Genomic DNA, 15680 nt, shown 5'->3' with positions numbered 1-15680 from the left:
CCCAGGAAATGCAAATGCCTCATTTTTATTGATGCGGGGATATACTACAGCTTAGCCGGTTGCGTTATACCTACCTGAGTATGAGAGAGACAAGTAAAAACATTAACGCTTGCCGCTTGCTCCTTACCCTCATCAGCTTTCTATTTATCACCTTCAGTGCTTCGGCTCAAATCATCCTGACAGACGAAGCCATCCAACTAAAGCCTACTGGTTTTTACATTGCAGAAGTAAAGGATAATCGTGCTGAGAAAAGCAAGCCGGCAGAAATCATTATAAAAGATAACTTAAATAAACCACAAGCACAGTCCATGAACCTTCAGGGTGGCACGGCGGGCGCTATTAAGCAGTACCTCGCTAAGAACCTGCCAAAATCAACATCGGGCAGGCCTATCGTGATTGGCATCGAACAGTTCAGGATTAGCGAGACCGCCGTCGGGACTAACAGCGTGGATGGGCAGATCAGTTTGAAGCTGTCCTTTGGCCTGGATAAAGATTATGGCGTAGAGCCGCTGATCAGCTATCCTGGATCCCTGCGCTACCGCAGAGGTTTGGCCGGTACGGCATCTGTGGAAAGGAACCTGCGTCAGCTCATCAACAGCGGGATCGGGTACTTCAGCTCCTGGATGGCATCGAACCTGGGTTCGGACCGCAGACTGGCCAAGTCGGTGAAGATCAGCTTTACGGATTATAAGGAAAGCAAGGAGGGTGATACCATTTATTACGATCCGAAGAGGCCCTTAACCTGGGCAGACTTTCAGTCTAAGATCAGGATCTCCGGCAATTTTCAGGCCTCAGTGATGCCGAGTTTCGGTTACACGCAGGATGCTGATCTGGAGAATGGTGTACTGGATGTACGGGTAGCTGTTAAGGCATATGTCCCGAAGAGCGCCTGCTGGGCCAACCCCACAGACCGGAATGCCTACTACCTAAACCATGAACAACGGCACTTTGATATTGCCAAGATCATTGCGGAGCAGTTTAAAAAGAAGATGCTGGCAAAAAAGCTGAGCCCAGACAACTATGAAGCATTACTAAACATGCAGTATTTAGACTCTTACCGGGATATGAATACGATGCAGAAAGCTTATGATGATGAAACGAGCCATGGCATCAACAGGTTTGCGCAGGATGTGTGGAACGCCAGGATTGATAAGGAATTAAAGCAATAAAAAACCGGCAGGGATTACCTGCCGGTTGAATAACTATTTTTGGAATACCCTTACATAATCGACCATCATTTGCTGCGGGAAAGTCGTTGTTGCGTCCGGGTTCCCCGGCCATCGGCCACCTACAGCAAGGTTGAACAACAGGAAGTAAGGCTCCTGAAATTCCTTCCGTGCTGCAGAACTAATCTCCTGGGTATGGAATTCAACATCGTCTACAAACCAGCTGATCTTGTTTTCATCCCATAGGATAGAAAAGACATGGAACTTTTCTGAAAAATCCCCGGTTGGCAATGCGTAAGGTTTGCTGATGTTCGCATAAGTGCCGTTATCGTCAAAATGGATGGTGCCATATACGGTATTGTCTTTGCCAGGACCGCCACCTACTAGCTCCATGATGTCGATTTCGCCACTATATGGCCATTTTACATCATCGATGTTAGCGCCGAGCATCCATAAAGCAGGCCATATACCTTGACCTTTAGCCAACTTCGCCCGGATGTCTATACGACCATATTTAAAGGTCTTTTTGTACTGGGTTTTGATTCTGGAAGAGGTATACTGATACCCCCCAAAGGCTTCTTTTTTTGCGGTAATGGTGAGACAACCATCCTTCACACTCGTGTTTTCCGCCCGATAATACTGCTGTTCCGCATTACCCCAGCCATCAGTGCCGTTTCCAGTTTCGAAGCTCCAATCTGCAGTGTTTAGCGCATTTCCGCTGAAGTCATCTTTCCACACCAAGCTCATACCGGGGTAGCTGTCGGCACTCTGATAGCCTTCATCTTTGACGGCAACCGTCACATCAACTTCCTTTGTCGCTACTGCAGAGGTGTTATCCGGTCCATATGCGGTAACTTTGATGGTATATTTTCCATTGGCCGTATAAGTCACAGAGGCCTTCCCGTCGGTGGAACGCAGGCCTTCTTCGTTATTACTTTTTCCGAAGGTGAAATAGTAACGGTCAGCATTGTTTGCCGTTGCAGTAGCCTGAACCAGGCCGGAACCATCATTGGAAACCACTACTGAAAGTTGCAAGTTCAGCGATGCAGGTGCATGTTCTGCTTTGGAACAAGATACCGTTAAGGTAAGGAGGAAAAGCAGCAATACCTTGGTCATCGTAGCTATTATCGATTTCATAGGATCTTAATTTAGTCGTTCTTTCTAGTTTACGTAAAAGGGAATATTTGCGGTTGCAACATTATTATTGCCGTCCTTAACGTACACAAACAATCGGTAAGCGCCTTTCTGGGCTGGTGCAGTAATGGCCACCTGGTTAGTTTTAAGGTTATCCAGGTTCAGCGGGATCGCCACCGGGCGATCTTCATGATCTCCGCCTTCACCCACATTGGTTGCTTCAGGCAAGAGTTCATAATGATAGTTTAAGGGATCCTGATCCGGATCTGCGGCATCAACCAGAACCTGGTACTTTGTTCCGGCCTTCAACTGAATGCTGTTGACTGCTTTTTTCCCATCGAGATTGAAAGCGTAGATATGCGGCGCTTTATTTTTAGGGTAGCTGCCCGACCAAAGGTACTGCATAACGTCTACCACTTCAGATTCTTCACCTTTCTCCGTGAACACACCGTACCACGTTGGTGTCCTTTCCTGTTTCTGTCCCCATAAAAACACGTAGGAGCCCAGGCAGTTTAGCGTGTCGCGTTCTACAGAAAAGGCGTACCTGCTTTTGTAAACCGCGGCTTTCTCGCTGCTGGTCTCCTCAATAGGCGCCTTCCAGGTGGTCTGCAGACCTTCCCAGTGTCCTGTTGGTCCCCATTCGGTTACCATGTACGGCCCTTGCCAGCCAGTAGCTTTAACCTGCTCAGGCAATTGTGCCAGTCCACCATAGGTGTTGATCGACAAAATATCGATGGCCGGTGTATTGGTCTTAATATAATCGATCTCTCTTTTATTAATCCCTGCCAGTACGGTGCTCGCCGGGTGATTCGGGTCTTCCTTATGGATCATCTTTGCAATATCGTTTACCGCATCCCATACTTTAGGGTTCTTGTAAGAAAGATTAAGCTCATTTCCAATGCCCCAAGCCAGCAAGGCTGGATGATCTTTAAACTTGATGACGTCTGCTTTTACGCGCTCAAACTGCTTTTTAACCGCAGCGGCGTCGTCATAATTAAAGCCATGCCTTTCAGGAACTACACCTAATCCCATCAACACCGTTAATCCGTGCTTTTGCGCCGAATCCAGGATTTGCTGGGCATCTTTAGTACCCCAGGTTCGTACAGAATTTCCGCCATAGGCCGCAATGCGGTCCATATAACTGGTGCCACCAGCACCTTTGATGAAATAGGGTTGGCCATTTCGCAACAGCTGATAGGTATTGCCATTCTTTTTTACCTCCACTTTCACCGGCCCTTTGGAGGTCGTTTGCTGGGCCCTCAGTGCCAAGGGTAATGTGCATGCAACTGCTGCGAACAATAAATTTTTAAGCTTCATAACTGTTTAAATATAGGGAAAAGAGGGTAGCGGAGGCTACCCTCCGCTGAGCGTATTAATATCCTGGATTCTGAACCAATTTGTTATTTCGCTCCAGTTCGATTTGTGGAATTGGAAGCAAGTTATAATGTTCTTTATAGCCCCTGTTCTCCAGGTTTTCATCGGTGTAGGTGAAGCTGCCATCGGCATTTTTCACGATCTTAACACGCTTTACCGGCTGATTGAAATAGGTCGAGCCCAATTTCCAGCGGCGTACATCAAAGAAGCGGTGTTCTTCAAATGATAGCTCTACCCGTCTTTCGTTTCTGATCTTTTCTCTCATCTGACTTTGACCCATTGCCGTTAGTGCAGGCTGTCCTGATCTTTCCCGGACTTTGTTTATAGCAGCCAATACCGTTCCATCAGCCCCGGCAACTTCGTTCTGTGCTTCTGCATAGTTCAAGAGGATTTCCGCATAACGCATGAAGATCCAATCGTTATCTCCACCCTGGTAAACGGCATCTGCAGATACATATTTCTCGTCAATGAATTTCTTCAAACCATAACCCGTTTTGGTACGGTCGCCATTGGTCGGTTTGTTCGCATTGCCACCTTCAAAGGTTTCTACGGTAACACCTTTCCAGCTGGATCCGTTTCTGAGTACGGATTTATCCAGGCGGCTATCGCGGTTTGCATAAGGATTGTCCTTATCGTAGTTGCTGGTCGGATCGGTGATCAATTTACCATCTTTCATTTCGTAAGCATCCACGAAGTTCTGGGTAGCATGGAAGGCACCCCATGCACCGCCAATTACCGAAGGTGCTTCGATACTCATTGCCAGCTTCCATGCAGTTTCGTGGATTCTACTTGGTCTTGCAAACTTCTTAGCGAAGATCACCTCCCGGTTACCTGTTTTGTCGATGAATAAACGGTAGTAGTCTGGATGGGTATCGTAAACACCTAAATCCATCACATCTTTAGCTGCTTTGGCAGCGTTTGACCAGCGTGTTGCATCGTTTGATGGGTTGTTTAACGGACTTGCATAATAAAGCAATACACGCGCTTTCAAGCCCAGTGCTGCACCTTTTGTCGCGCGGCCCAGATCTGCATCCGAATAACTCAAAGGCAGATCTGCAGCTGCAGCATCACATTCATCCACAATGAACTTAACACATTCGTCGTAGCTGCTTCTTGGCACCGAAAGATCATCGGAGATCATTTGTTCCGTGGTGATCAGCGGCACGCCTCCGAAAGCTTTCACCAGTTCTTCATAACCGAAAGCACGTAAGAATCTAGCTTCAGCCTTTAAGCGGGCTTTTAGCTGCTCATCTGTAGTCGGAACAGCGTCTATCCTGGCCAGTAAGGTATTTGCCCTTCTGATCAATACATAGTTTGCCTGCCACATCTCCGTGCCGAAGTTGAAGTTGGAGGAGTTTAGGTCGCCTGCCTGAATCAGGTTGACGTTCAATGAAGCGTGTGCCTCAATATCGTCGGTCGCCATATCCAATAATCCGAAACCTACGGACCAGTCCTGACCCAATCCGGCATCCCGGCGTTCAAAACCACTAAGCAAGCTGGAGTAGATATTGGTTACAAACTGTGAGGTAAGTGTAATGTCCTTGAAAACAGCCTCATCAGACACAAAGTTTGTTGGCTTTACATCCAGGACTTTCTTGCAGGAATAGGCAGTAGACGCAAAGAATGCGATGCCCAGGATCCATGTTATTTTTTTAGTAATCATTATATGCTGATTTAATATGAGTAAATAATTATGCTAGCTTAAAATTGAACACTTAAACCAAAGTTGAAGGTCTTCTGCTGTGGATAGTACCAACCGTTAGCAGCTGTATTTTCCGGGTCAACATTCAGGATGTCGGTCAGGGTAAACAAGTTTTGACCATTGGCGTAAACCCGAACACCTGATAGCTTCAATTTAGAAAGGAATTCTGTTTTGAAGGTATAAGCCAGCTCTACGTTTTTAAGGCGTAAATAGGTCGCATCTTTAAGCCAGAAGCTGCTGGTTACATAGTTATTTCCGTTAGCGTTTAGTGATAGTCTTGGCAAAGTAGCGTCGAGATTATCAGGTGTCCAACGATCTAACCATTCTTCTGTTACGCGACCGCCATTATAGAATGCCCATGATGCATTTTGCGTAAGCATCTGCTGTGATCTGGTTGCACCCTGGAAAAGGAAGTTTAACTCGAAGCCTTTATAGTTCAGCCCACCGCTGATACCATAAATGATCTCCGGTAAAGCACCACCACCTAAATAGGTTACGTCAAAATCGTCGATTACACCATCCGGAGCACCGTTAGGGCCACTAAGGTCTTCATACTTGATGTCACCAGGACCCGTTGTAGCCAGGAAAGCTGAGGTTTTAGCGGAGTTGTTGAAGTCGGCAGCATCTTTGAAGATACCGATCGCTTTGTAGCCATAATAACCACCATTTGGACGTCCGGTGATTCTTTTTCCTGCAGGCACATTGATCGCCTCGGCAGCTTCGATGATCTTATTCTTCGCATACGTAAAGTTTCCGCTTACATAGTAAGATAGATCATTTGAAATGGTGTTGTTGTGACTTAGCACCAACTCTATACCTTGGTTGGTTACACGACCAATGTTTTCTGTAGGCAGATTTGCACCAAATGATAATGGAACAGATAGGCTACGCGTTGCGAGAATATCCTTACGGTCTTCCTTGAAGTAAGTGAAATCTACACCGATCAGGTTTTTAAGTAATCTGGTTTCGAAACCGATATCTGTCTTGGTTGAAGTTTCCCAGGTAACGTTTGGATTGGCAATGGCACCTGGCGTTAAACCATTATACAAGGTGCCTCCAAAAGGATAGTTGTTAGCCACCAGATCATACCTGTTATAGTAACCAAACCGGCTAGCGATTCTGTCGCTACCAAGTTTACCATAAGATCCCTTAATTTTCAAGTAATCTACTGCGCTGATGTTCTTCATGAAATCTTCGCCAGTAACCAGCCAGCCAGCAGATACTGCAGGGAAATAGCCGGTTCTTTTGTTTGGTGCAAAGTTTTCGGACTCATCACGTCTTAAACTTCCCTGAATGAAATACTTGTTATCATAATCATAGTTCAGACGGAATGCAGCACTTCTTAAGCCTGTTTTATTTTCATCGTCTGAAAGCACTTCATTCTCTGCAGGACCAAAGTTGATCAGTTCCAGTGCTGAGCTTTCGTAAGAGTTCCTGGCACCACGGAGCCGGCTGTCCTGATTTTCTTTCTGCAGGATTAATGCTAAAGCGGAGACACCATGTTTTCCAAAGCGGTTCTCATAATTGATATGTCCCTGGAACTCCAAACCCTGACCTTCGTTGAAAGTCTTGGATAAAGAAGATTGGGAAGGTGCCGTAGTTCCATAAGTGCCATCTGCATTCTTGACGTACAGAGGCACCCAGGTATTCCAGGTTTTATTGTAATTGAAGTTCCTGTCGAATGCCATCACCCCTTTTACCGATAGGCCTTTTACCCCAGGAATGTCCTGTGCCAATTGGAAATTGGTTAGAATGTAGTTGCCGGAGGTTCTGTTGTAACCGCTTTCCGGGCTAACTAAAGCTAGCGGATTAGGGTATGAACCCGGGCTAGCCAGATGTCCGTCTGCATACTGCGCCAGGAAGATTGGCGGGTTACGCATGGTATGTTCGAAGATGCCGCCTGAAGGTGGGGCAAGCTTGTTTTCTAACCTCCCGGATAGATCCACAGAGAAACGTGTGGTGTTCGTCACCTGTACATCCAGGTTGGTACGTACATTATAGCGCTTGTAGTTAAGCGATTTATACAAACCATCTTCGTTCAGATAACCTAATGAAGTGAAGTACTTAGTTTTCTCTGTACCTCCGCTTAAGGAAACATTGTGCTGCATTCTGGCTGCAGTTCCACCAAGCACAAGATCCATCCAGTCAGTATTCGGATAAAGTTCGCGATCAACACCGCTTCTGAAACCATCTAATCGCTCCAGAGAAAATTCAGGTGCTGCATTTGGGTTATCGTTTAGTTTGGCTTCATTGAAAAGCACGCCATATTCATAAGAACCCAGGCTTTTAGGCAATCTGGTTACCTGTGAAAGTCCGTAGTTGAAAGTATAACTTGCGGTTAACTTGCCCGCTTTTCCGCGTTTTGTAGTAACCAAAATTACCCCGTTTGCACCTTTAACACCGAATATTGCGGCAGAGGAAGCATCTTTCAGGATGTTTACCGATTCAATTTCATTAGGGTCCATCTGCGAGAAGTCACGGAAAGCACGCACAATTCCATCAACCACGAACAATGGCTCCATAGTAGAGTTGCCAAAAGTTGAATTACCACGGATGTAGATCTGTGCCGCATCAGAACCAGGCTCGCCTCCCGGCTGCTTGGTGATTACACCCACAGTTCTACCAGCAAGCGTATTACTTAAATCGCCTACCGGATTTTGGAGCATTTCCTTACTGTTCAGCGTTGCAATTGACCCGGTAACACTCGCTTTCCGCTGGGTACCGTAACCGACAACCACGACATCGTTCAACACGTTCTCCGAATCTTCCAGCACCACATTGATGGTCCTGGATGTTCCAACCACGATCTCCTGCCTGTTGGTGCCGACATAGCTGAATACCAATACAGCACCGCTTTCAGGAACACTAATGCGGTAATTTCCATCTGCATCCGATGAAGTGGCCGTTGTAGTGCCTTTTAGGAGTACGGAGGCGCCAGCGATTGCTGTCCCTGTTTTATCTGTAATCTTTCCGTTTACAGCGATGTTTTGTGCAACCGCCTGCTGTAGGAAACAGGAGGTGATCAAAAACACTATAATTTGTATAGTTCTTCTCATTTCGTTTTTATTTAAATCTTGAATAGATGATGTTATTGGGCTACAAACCTGAACTGGTGTACAGTTTCATTCGCTTTTCCGCTTCTTAGTACGAGTTCGGAATCTGTAATGGAGATGATCCTGTAGTTATTTGAACTTACGTCGGTAACACCAATGAACATTGCAGGTGGCGCACCTGGAAGGGTGATGGTAGCGAGACCTGCGCCAGATACCACGGTGGAGTAGGTAAAGGAAACATTGCTGTAAGAGCGATCAGCACCACATGCATAGTTCGGCTGAACGTTTCCGGCGTTGAACGTTGATCCATTAGCGTTGTAGGTTAACTTGAAATCGTTGTTAACGAAGGCGAAGGTGTAAACATCATCCATTTGGCAATCTGCCAGGGAACCACCGCCGAAGTATTCTGCGGGATTATTCTCGGTACCCACAATGACCGGCGCGGTAGATGTAGGGTCCAGTTTCCAGGAATGTGCGGTAAGTAATTTGAATTCCGGACTGTTTAAGATGGGTGAAAGATCATCGTCCGCGACCACTACTTTTTGGGTAGCGACATCATAGCCACCATTGCCGTGCGCATACAACTTTACCTCGTACTCACCCTTTTTAAGAAAGTAAGCTTCTTTGTTTGCCTCAGCAGCAACGAGCCCCTGTCCGTCGCCAAGATCCCACTGGTACCTGTAGGCATTTTCAGAAGTACTCTCTAGCAAGAAGGTATTGACCTTACCGCTAACCGGGGTAACTGTAAAAGATGCTTTTGCGGCCTGGCCGAGTTCACCTACGGTTTTCTTGCAGCCAAGGATTAGGAAGAAAGCCAGAAATACTGGCAGGTACAGGCACTTGAGCCTATACGAAGATTGTAGAAAATTCATACGTGTTTACATTTGGGTTAAACAGCTACAAATGTATTCACAGCTTTCAGATTTGCGGTTTTTAGGGGTACATCAATACTACATCATACCGCCTAAAAACACCATTAAACGCGGTTTTTGTGTACATTGATTGAAACGATGAAGTTTTTGCCTACTTTTATCCAAATTGCTATGCGCAGATCGCTTCTCCTCATTTCGATACTTTACACGCTTACTTGCGGCAGGTTATTAGGGCAAAATCCAGTCGGATTACCAGACATCATCAATTACGAAAAAACCACTTACGGTGCCGGCACACAGAACTGGGCCATTCAACAGGACCGGAATGGCATGCTCTATTTTGCCAACAATGAAGGGCTCTTAACTTTTGATGGAACCTTCTGGAAAACTTACCCTATAGCAAATAAAACCATCGTCAGATCATTGGTTATCGCGCCAGACCACAAGATCTATGTAGGGGCACAAGGCGACTTTGGCTACTTCTCTCCCGCAGCAAATGGCAAGCTGCAATACCACAGCCTGCTGGATAAAGTTCCTGAAGGCGATAAGGTATTCGCTGATATCTGGGATATCGTAGCGCAGGGTAAGGATATTTTCTTCCGTGCGGAAAATAAAATCTTTAAACTGTCTGAGCATAAAATTACCGTGTACAACAGTGCTTCCGGCTGGCGCTTCCTGGGTGCAGCGAACAACCAGATCATTGCGCAGGATAAACGTGGATTGTTAAAGTATGAAGGCAATAAATGGGTCTCTTTCCTTCAAGCGGATATTCCAGGCGACTACATAGCGACCTCGCTCTCTCCCTACAACGGAGATACGCTGCTGCTCGCCACCTGGCAACACGGGTTGTACACCATCAGCAACAACAGCATCCGCAAGCTACAGGACTACCAGGCGGAGCGGTTTACGAATGAACAGCTGTCCCAGGCATTTAAGCTCAATGCGGATATGATGGTGATCGCCACCAACATCAATGGATGCTACATCGTAAACAAAAAAGGTACGATCGTTTACAATTTCTCCCGGAAATTGGGCCTGCAGAACAATGCGGTGCTCAGCATGCTCAAAGACAATCATAACAACCTCTGGCTAGGATTGAACAACGGCATTGATTTCATTGCGAACAACGACGCCATCAGGCATCTCAACCCGGAGGCCTTTAGTGAAGGTGTAGGTCATAGTTCGATGCTTTACGACAATGCGCTATATTTCGGACTATCGGGGGCTGTTTTTAGAATACCCATTGATGAGGCGAAAGATTTCAGCCTGCTGCAGCATGCCTTCGAATACATCAATTACAGTGCAGGACAAGCCTGGGGCATGAATGTCGTGAAAGGCCGGCTCTTGCTTGGTAAACATGAAGGTGCATTCCGGGTCGAGGGAAATAGTGCAGTAAATCTGGTTGCTGGCAAAGGATACTGGAATTTTCTTCCCTATGAGCTGAATAACCAACCGGTAGTATTGGCAGGTAACTATAACGGCATTGATATTCTGCACTACCAGAATGGGAAACTGGTGCCTGCTGGGAAAATTAAGGGTTTTAATGAATCTGCCAGGTTTACCGCAGTAGATCAACAAAAGGTGATCTGGACCTCCCATCCCTATCAGGGCGTGTACAAGATCGACCTCAGCCAAGCTGAAACACCTAAGATCAGGTTGTACACCAAGGCAGACAAGTTGCCCTCAACTTATAACAACCATGTTTACAAGGTTAAAAACCAGATTGTGGTTACCACAGAAAGTGGTGTGTATGCCTACAACCCGGTAAGCGATAAATTTGAGCCATCGAGGCTGTTTAACGAGCTTTTTGACGGATTATACATCCGCTACCTGAAAGAGGACAAGGATGGAAATGTATGGTTTGTGCATGAGAAGAATTTAGGTGTATGTGATTTCTCCGGCAATAAGCCAAAGCTGATTTATATTCCCGAGTTAAACGGCAAACTGGTCAGCGGATTTGAACACATCAATCCGATTAATAAGAACAACATCATCGTAGGGGCACAAAAAGGGTTTTATCACCTGAACTATGAAAAGTATCTGCAGGCCTTAAACAATCCTCAGGTACGCATAAATGTGGTTCGGGCAATAGGAAAATCCGACAGCCTGCTATTTGCGGGTTATCATGGAGAAGTTAATGATGCAAAAACTCAGCAGCGCATTCCCCGCATCAGGTACAACTGGAACTCCTTCCACTTTGAGTTTACAGCGATATTGCCCCAAAGCCAGGCCAATGTGGAGTACAGCTACTACCTGCAAGGCTTCGATAAGCAATGGTCTGAATTCAGTAAGAAAACAGAAAAGGATTATACCAACCTGCCTTATGGAGATTATGTTTTCCGGGTTAAAGCCAGGAACAACTTCGGACAGGAGTCTGCCGTAGCGGCTTACCAGTTTGTGATACTTCCGCCATGGTACCAGACCATTTACGCTTATATGGCTTATGCGGTTGTGGCGGTATGCCTGGTGATCTTGATCTATAAACGCCAGCAGAAGAAGTTTCGTAAGCAGCGGGAGGCCTTTGAGCAGGAACAAGAGCGCATGCGATACCTGCACCAGCTGGAAATAGATAAGTCGGAACAGGAAATCATCAAGCTGAAAAACGAAAGACTGATCACCGAGATTGAAATTGCGAACACTGCACTGGCATCAACTTCCATGCACCTGGTTCAAAAGGAAGAACTGCTGACCAAGATCAAGCACGACCTAAGCAAACTGAACACCAACATCCCTTCAGACGAGAACCTTTACAACTTAAGAAAGATCATCAGGTTACTTTCCTCCGAGGAGAAATCGGCGGAAGGTTGGGAGCAGTTTTCCATTTACTTCAATAAAGTACATGCAAACTTTCTGGAAGACTTAAAATCAGTTTATGGCAACTTAACCTCCAATGACATGAAGCTGGCCGCTTATCTGAAGTTGGGATTATCTACGAAGGAAATTGCCGAACTGATGAAGATCTCGCCGCGTGGGGTAGAAATAAGCCGGTACCGTCTTCGGAAGAAGCTGCAGATACCGGCTGAAGTAAGTTTATTTACATTTTTCTCAGAATTTAAAGCGAACTAGCTACCAGGATACCATTGAAGCAGCTTCACCTCAACACTTTTATCGCCATCATTCACCAGCTTTTTAAACGCTTCCACATCTTGTCCGCGGAAATGGTATGGATATACAACTTTCGGTTTAAATGCAAGCACCGCTGAAGCCGCTGCATTAACATCCATCGTATATGGCAGGTTCATACAAACAAAAGCCATATCAATGTTCTTCAAGGCACGCATTTCAGGGGTATCTGCCGTATCACCCGAGATGTACAGGCGTTTTCCGCCGATTTCCAGGATGTAACCATTTCCTCTGCCTTTCGGGTGGAACTTGGCGTTTTCTGCATTTGGAAGGTTATACATCGGCACCGCAAGGATAGAAATGCCGGCTTGGCTGGTCTTTGAACCGTTATTGAGGATCACCAGTTTCTTTTTGTTGATGGTCGCCGGCAGTGAATCTGCTACTGCTTGTGGCACCACCAGCGTCGCATCGGATTTATTGATCGCTTCAATGGTTTTCTTGTCGAAATGGTCTCCATGGATATCCGTGATCAGGATTACATGTGCAGCGCCTAATCCTGTGTAGGCTTCCGCACCACCGGTTGGATCGACGTAGATGTTCTTGTTTTGGTAGTTCAATACTAAACTCGCATGAGTTATGGGCTGAATGGTGAGCTCGCCGCCTTTAACACTTACACGCTCCGGAACGGGCAATTTGGCTTGTTGATCCTGTGCGTATAGGCTGGCAGTAGAGAGCATTAAGGTTGCGAGTGCAATTTTCAGTTTCATAATCATCTGGTTTTTATATTGTAAACGATAATTCAAAGGCTTTGTTTGCCAGGTCATCAGCAATGCTATTTGAATTTCAAAACTGAAACGATCGGCAGATGGTCTGAAGCATAGCGCTCTTGAATGACCTGATGACTAACCACTTCCAGGTTACTGGCTTTGCTGAAGCCGATAAAGTCGATCGCCTTTGTTGGATTGATCTGCGGAATGGTGAAGGCACAATCACTGCAGGTACGGGTGAACTGTTCATCAAAGATCTTGATCACCGCGCTTTCTGGTGTCGCGTTCAGGTCGCCTGCAATGATGAAGGGCAATTCTTCCTGCGCTGCGATCTTGTTGATCTCCGCAACCTGTAAAAGCCTGTTGGTATCATTCTTCTGGGCATCCAGGTGTGTGCTTCCGAAACGGATCTTTCTACCTCCAGGCAGATTCACCTGTGCTGTGGCGAGTACGCGTGGTTCTCCTTTTGTACCTTCTTGTGTTGGCAGCCGGTGAATTTGATTATTTGATATCGGGTATTTGGAGAGTATCGCCACCCCGTAATCGCCGCCTTCATGATCAATGGCTTTAGCGAAAAAGAAGCCTTTAAATCCCAGTTTCAGGGCAAGTATACTGGCTTCATTGATCTTTCCGGAACGGGCCGTGTTTACATCTACTTCCTGTAAGGCAACCAGATCTGGATCCTGGTCCTTGATAGCCTTCGCAATGGCATCAAGGTCGATCTTGCCCGGTTCGGCGGGTGGGTTAGCATGGTGAATATTATAGGACATCACCTTTAAGCTGCGCACATTGGCGGGCGTGGCTTGTTGAAGCTTCGGCGAACAGCTGAGCAGCACCATGATGCTGCTCAGTAGGCCAAGTTGTTTAAATATGGTCTTCATGGATTATTTGGTTAATTCCAGCCAGGATTTTGACCTAAGTTAGGATTTCGCTGAATTTGATTCAATGGAACCGGCCATAAATAATGCTTATTTTCATCAAATTGCCGCCCTGTCATCACAATAATGTAGCCATCTGCATCCGCAGCGATGTTACTCACCTGAGCGGGTACCAGCGCAAGAGATTTCTTCATGCCTTTTACATCTGCTGCGAGCAATGCACCTTGTTTCCAGCGAATGATGTCGTACCAGCGCTGACCTTCACGGGCAAGTTCAACCCGGCGTTCTCTTCTGATCTCATTGCGCAGGTCAAGTCCATTTTGTGCAAGTTCAGCGATCACCATGTGACGCATACCCACCCGGTCCCGCAGCTTGTTTATGCTGATGTCCAGATCTGCCTGGGTAAGTGTACCCTGCTCCATTTTGGCTTCCGCATAGTTGAGCAGTACCTCGCCTAAACGCATAACATGGATATCATTCTGATCCTTCGAAACCTGAGATACGGTACTCACCTCAACATATTTGGTAAAATAATAGCCGGTGATGGTAACACTACCAAGCTTGTCGGATACAAACTTTGGTGCGGTGAAGATGCTCGCATTGGTATTTGCAGGATTACCGTCTCTACGACCGCCCCAAGCGGCACCTGGCGCAAGAATGGTCTGCTTCATGCGTGGATCGCGATTCTCAAACAAGGCCGCATAGCTGTCTTCTTTATACAATGGTGATCTATCGATCGGCAGTCCGTCCACGCAGAGGTACGAATCAACGAGCGATTTGGTCGGATTGTATCTTGAGGCCTGATCGGGAACTTGCGATTCCCGGCTGATGTTGTGCATGCTTACATCGGTCAGGTTGATTCTGGCAACAATGGTTTCTTTGTTGGCCCCATTGGATAGCTTTCCCTTGTAGTTGAAGAGGTTGTTGTAATCTACTGCAGGATTTCCGGTGGAATACAAGCTATAAACCCCCAGGTCCATAACTTCTTTGGCTGCTTTTTCCGCTTCAGCCCAACGGCTGTCGAATAAGGCAATCCTCGATTTGAATGCTAATGCAGCGCCCTTACTCAGGCGCCCCAATGTAGCACCGGTCTGCGGTTTTGCCTGCATCATTGCCGCAGCTTCATCAAGTTCCTTGATGATGAAGTCGATCACTTCCTTCCTGGGCTTTCGGGGCTCATATAGCTCATCAATATTCAGCGGCTTGGTTACAATCGGTAGATCACCGAAGTAACATACCAGGTTCATATACATGTAAGCACGGATGGTCTTTGCCTCACCGGCCATCTGGTCTCTTTTCTCCTGGCTTACACTCGTGGCGTTATTGTATTTTTCTAAAAAGACATTGCACTGGCGGATGCCTGCATATTGGCTACGCCATTCGGCATCTACCGACGCCAGATCTGCCCCGAAGTTGCCGCTACTGAAGATGCGGTAGCTATCGCCGGTAGAGGAGTTGATGCTGTTATCACCCATCTGGTCCAGGGCAACGGTATTGCTGTTTTTGATATTGGCGTATAAGCCATTGACGGCCAGGATAAGCTGCTCTTCGGTATTCCAGAAGGTATCGTCTGAAATGGTATCCAGCGGCTGGCGATCTAAAAAGTCTTTTTTGCATGAGCTGGCAACTAAAGCCAGGCTGAGCATCATATAGGTAATTTGCTTCTTCATG

General features: G+C 46.5%; 10 protein-coding genes. 2 read left to right on the top strand and 8 right to left on the bottom strand.

Annotated features, from left to right (window positions below):
- The first annotated feature begins 80 nt into the window (after positions 1–80).
- Entirely contained in the window at positions 81–1169 is a 1089-nt protein-coding gene (locus tag AC5WJX_RS02805) for a DUF922 domain-containing protein (RefSeq protein ID WP_494483269.1), read from the top strand.
- A gap of 33 nt (positions 1170–1202) precedes the next feature.
- Here the strand turns inward: AC5WJX_RS02805 and AC5WJX_RS02800 are convergent, their stop codons facing one another.
- The 5 genes from AC5WJX_RS02800 to AC5WJX_RS02780 are packed head-to-tail and all read right to left on the bottom strand — an operon-like array spanning position 1203 to position 9301.
- On the bottom strand, positions 1203–2303 hold the full coding sequence (locus tag AC5WJX_RS02800) for a family 16 glycosylhydrolase (protein WP_494483268.1): 1101 nt from the start codon (positions 2301–2303) through the stop codon (positions 1203–1205).
- A gap of 24 nt (positions 2304–2327) precedes the next feature.
- Complete coding sequence (locus tag AC5WJX_RS02795; RefSeq protein WP_494483267.1) at positions 2328–3617, bottom strand: glycoside hydrolase family 2 TIM barrel-domain containing protein; 1290 nt, start codon at positions 3615–3617, stop codon at positions 2328–2330.
- Between the two features lie 55 nt (positions 3618–3672).
- Positions 3673–5337, bottom strand: coding sequence for a RagB/SusD family nutrient uptake outer membrane protein (locus tag AC5WJX_RS02790; RefSeq protein ID WP_494483266.1), 1665 nt, complete (start codon positions 5335–5337; stop codon positions 3673–3675).
- A 38-nt stretch (positions 5338–5375) separates the two neighbouring features.
- Positions 5376–8432: a SusC/RagA family TonB-linked outer membrane protein gene (locus AC5WJX_RS02785; protein ID WP_494483265.1), complete on the bottom strand. Its 3057-nt coding sequence runs from the start codon at positions 8430–8432 to the stop codon at positions 5376–5378.
- A 32-nt stretch (positions 8433–8464) separates the two neighbouring features.
- The gene (locus AC5WJX_RS02780) at positions 8465–9301 is read right to left on the bottom strand and encodes a PKD domain-containing protein (protein ID WP_494483264.1); all 837 of its coding nucleotides are present in this window, start codon (positions 9299–9301) and stop codon (positions 8465–8467) included.
- Between the two features lie 171 nt (positions 9302–9472).
- On the opposite strand from AC5WJX_RS02780, the gene AC5WJX_RS02775 reads away from it, so the two are divergent.
- Entirely contained in the window at positions 9473–12367 is a 2895-nt protein-coding gene (locus tag AC5WJX_RS02775; RefSeq protein ID WP_494483263.1) for a ligand-binding sensor domain-containing protein, read from the top strand.
- Here the strand turns inward: AC5WJX_RS02775 and AC5WJX_RS02770 are convergent.
- The 3 genes from AC5WJX_RS02770 to AC5WJX_RS02760 all read right to left on the bottom strand — a co-directional run bounded on the left by AC5WJX_RS02770 (position 12364) and on the right by AC5WJX_RS02760 (position 15679).
- A complete protein-coding gene (locus AC5WJX_RS02770; protein ID WP_494483262.1) occupies positions 12364–13131 on the bottom strand; it encodes an MBL fold metallo-hydrolase in 768 nt (255 codons plus the stop codon). The genes AC5WJX_RS02775 and AC5WJX_RS02770 overlap by 4 nt on opposite strands.
- A gap of 65 nt (positions 13132–13196) precedes the next feature.
- Positions 13197–14012: an endonuclease/exonuclease/phosphatase family protein gene (locus AC5WJX_RS02765; protein ID WP_494483261.1), complete on the bottom strand. Its 816-nt coding sequence runs from the start codon at positions 14010–14012 to the stop codon at positions 13197–13199.
- Between the two features lie 11 nt (positions 14013–14023).
- Positions 14024–15679, bottom strand: coding sequence for a RagB/SusD family nutrient uptake outer membrane protein (locus tag AC5WJX_RS02760; protein WP_494483260.1), 1656 nt, complete (start codon positions 15677–15679; stop codon positions 14024–14026).
- Between the last annotated feature and the right edge of the window lies 1 nt (position 15680).

This window comes from Pedobacter sp. NEAU-ZC8, assembly GCF_059278965.1.
This window is presented reverse-complemented; position numbering and strand designations above follow the sequence as displayed.

Coding starts and splice junctions, on each gene's coding strand:
- AC5WJX_RS02805 (WP_494483269.1), top strand. CDS start 81: ATGAGAGAGACAAGTAAAAACATTAACGCTTGCCGCTTGCTCCTTACC.
- AC5WJX_RS02800 (WP_494483268.1), bottom strand. CDS start 2,303: ATGAAATCGATAATAGCTACGATGACCAAGGTATTGCTGCTTTTCCTC.
- AC5WJX_RS02795 (WP_494483267.1), bottom strand. CDS start 3,617: ATGAAGCTTAAAAATTTATTGTTCGCAGCAGTTGCATGCACATTACCC.
- AC5WJX_RS02790 (WP_494483266.1), bottom strand. CDS start 5,337: ATGATTACTAAAAAAATAACATGGATCCTGGGCATCGCATTCTTTGCG.
- AC5WJX_RS02785 (WP_494483265.1), bottom strand. CDS start 8,432: ATGAGAAGAACTATACAAATTATAGTGTTTTTGATCACCTCCTGTTTC.
- AC5WJX_RS02780 (WP_494483264.1), bottom strand. CDS start 9,301: ATGAATTTTCTACAATCTTCGTATAGGCTCAAGTGCCTGTACCTGCCA.
- AC5WJX_RS02775 (WP_494483263.1), top strand. CDS start 9,473: ATGCGCAGATCGCTTCTCCTCATTTCGATACTTTACACGCTTACTTGC.
- AC5WJX_RS02770 (WP_494483262.1), bottom strand. CDS start 13,131: ATGAAACTGAAAATTGCACTCGCAACCTTAATGCTCTCTACTGCCAGC.
- AC5WJX_RS02765 (WP_494483261.1), bottom strand. CDS start 14,012: ATGAAGACCATATTTAAACAACTTGGCCTACTGAGCAGCATCATGGTG.
- AC5WJX_RS02760 (WP_494483260.1), bottom strand. CDS start 15,679: ATGAAGAAGCAAATTACCTATATGATGCTCAGCCTGGCTTTAGTTGCC.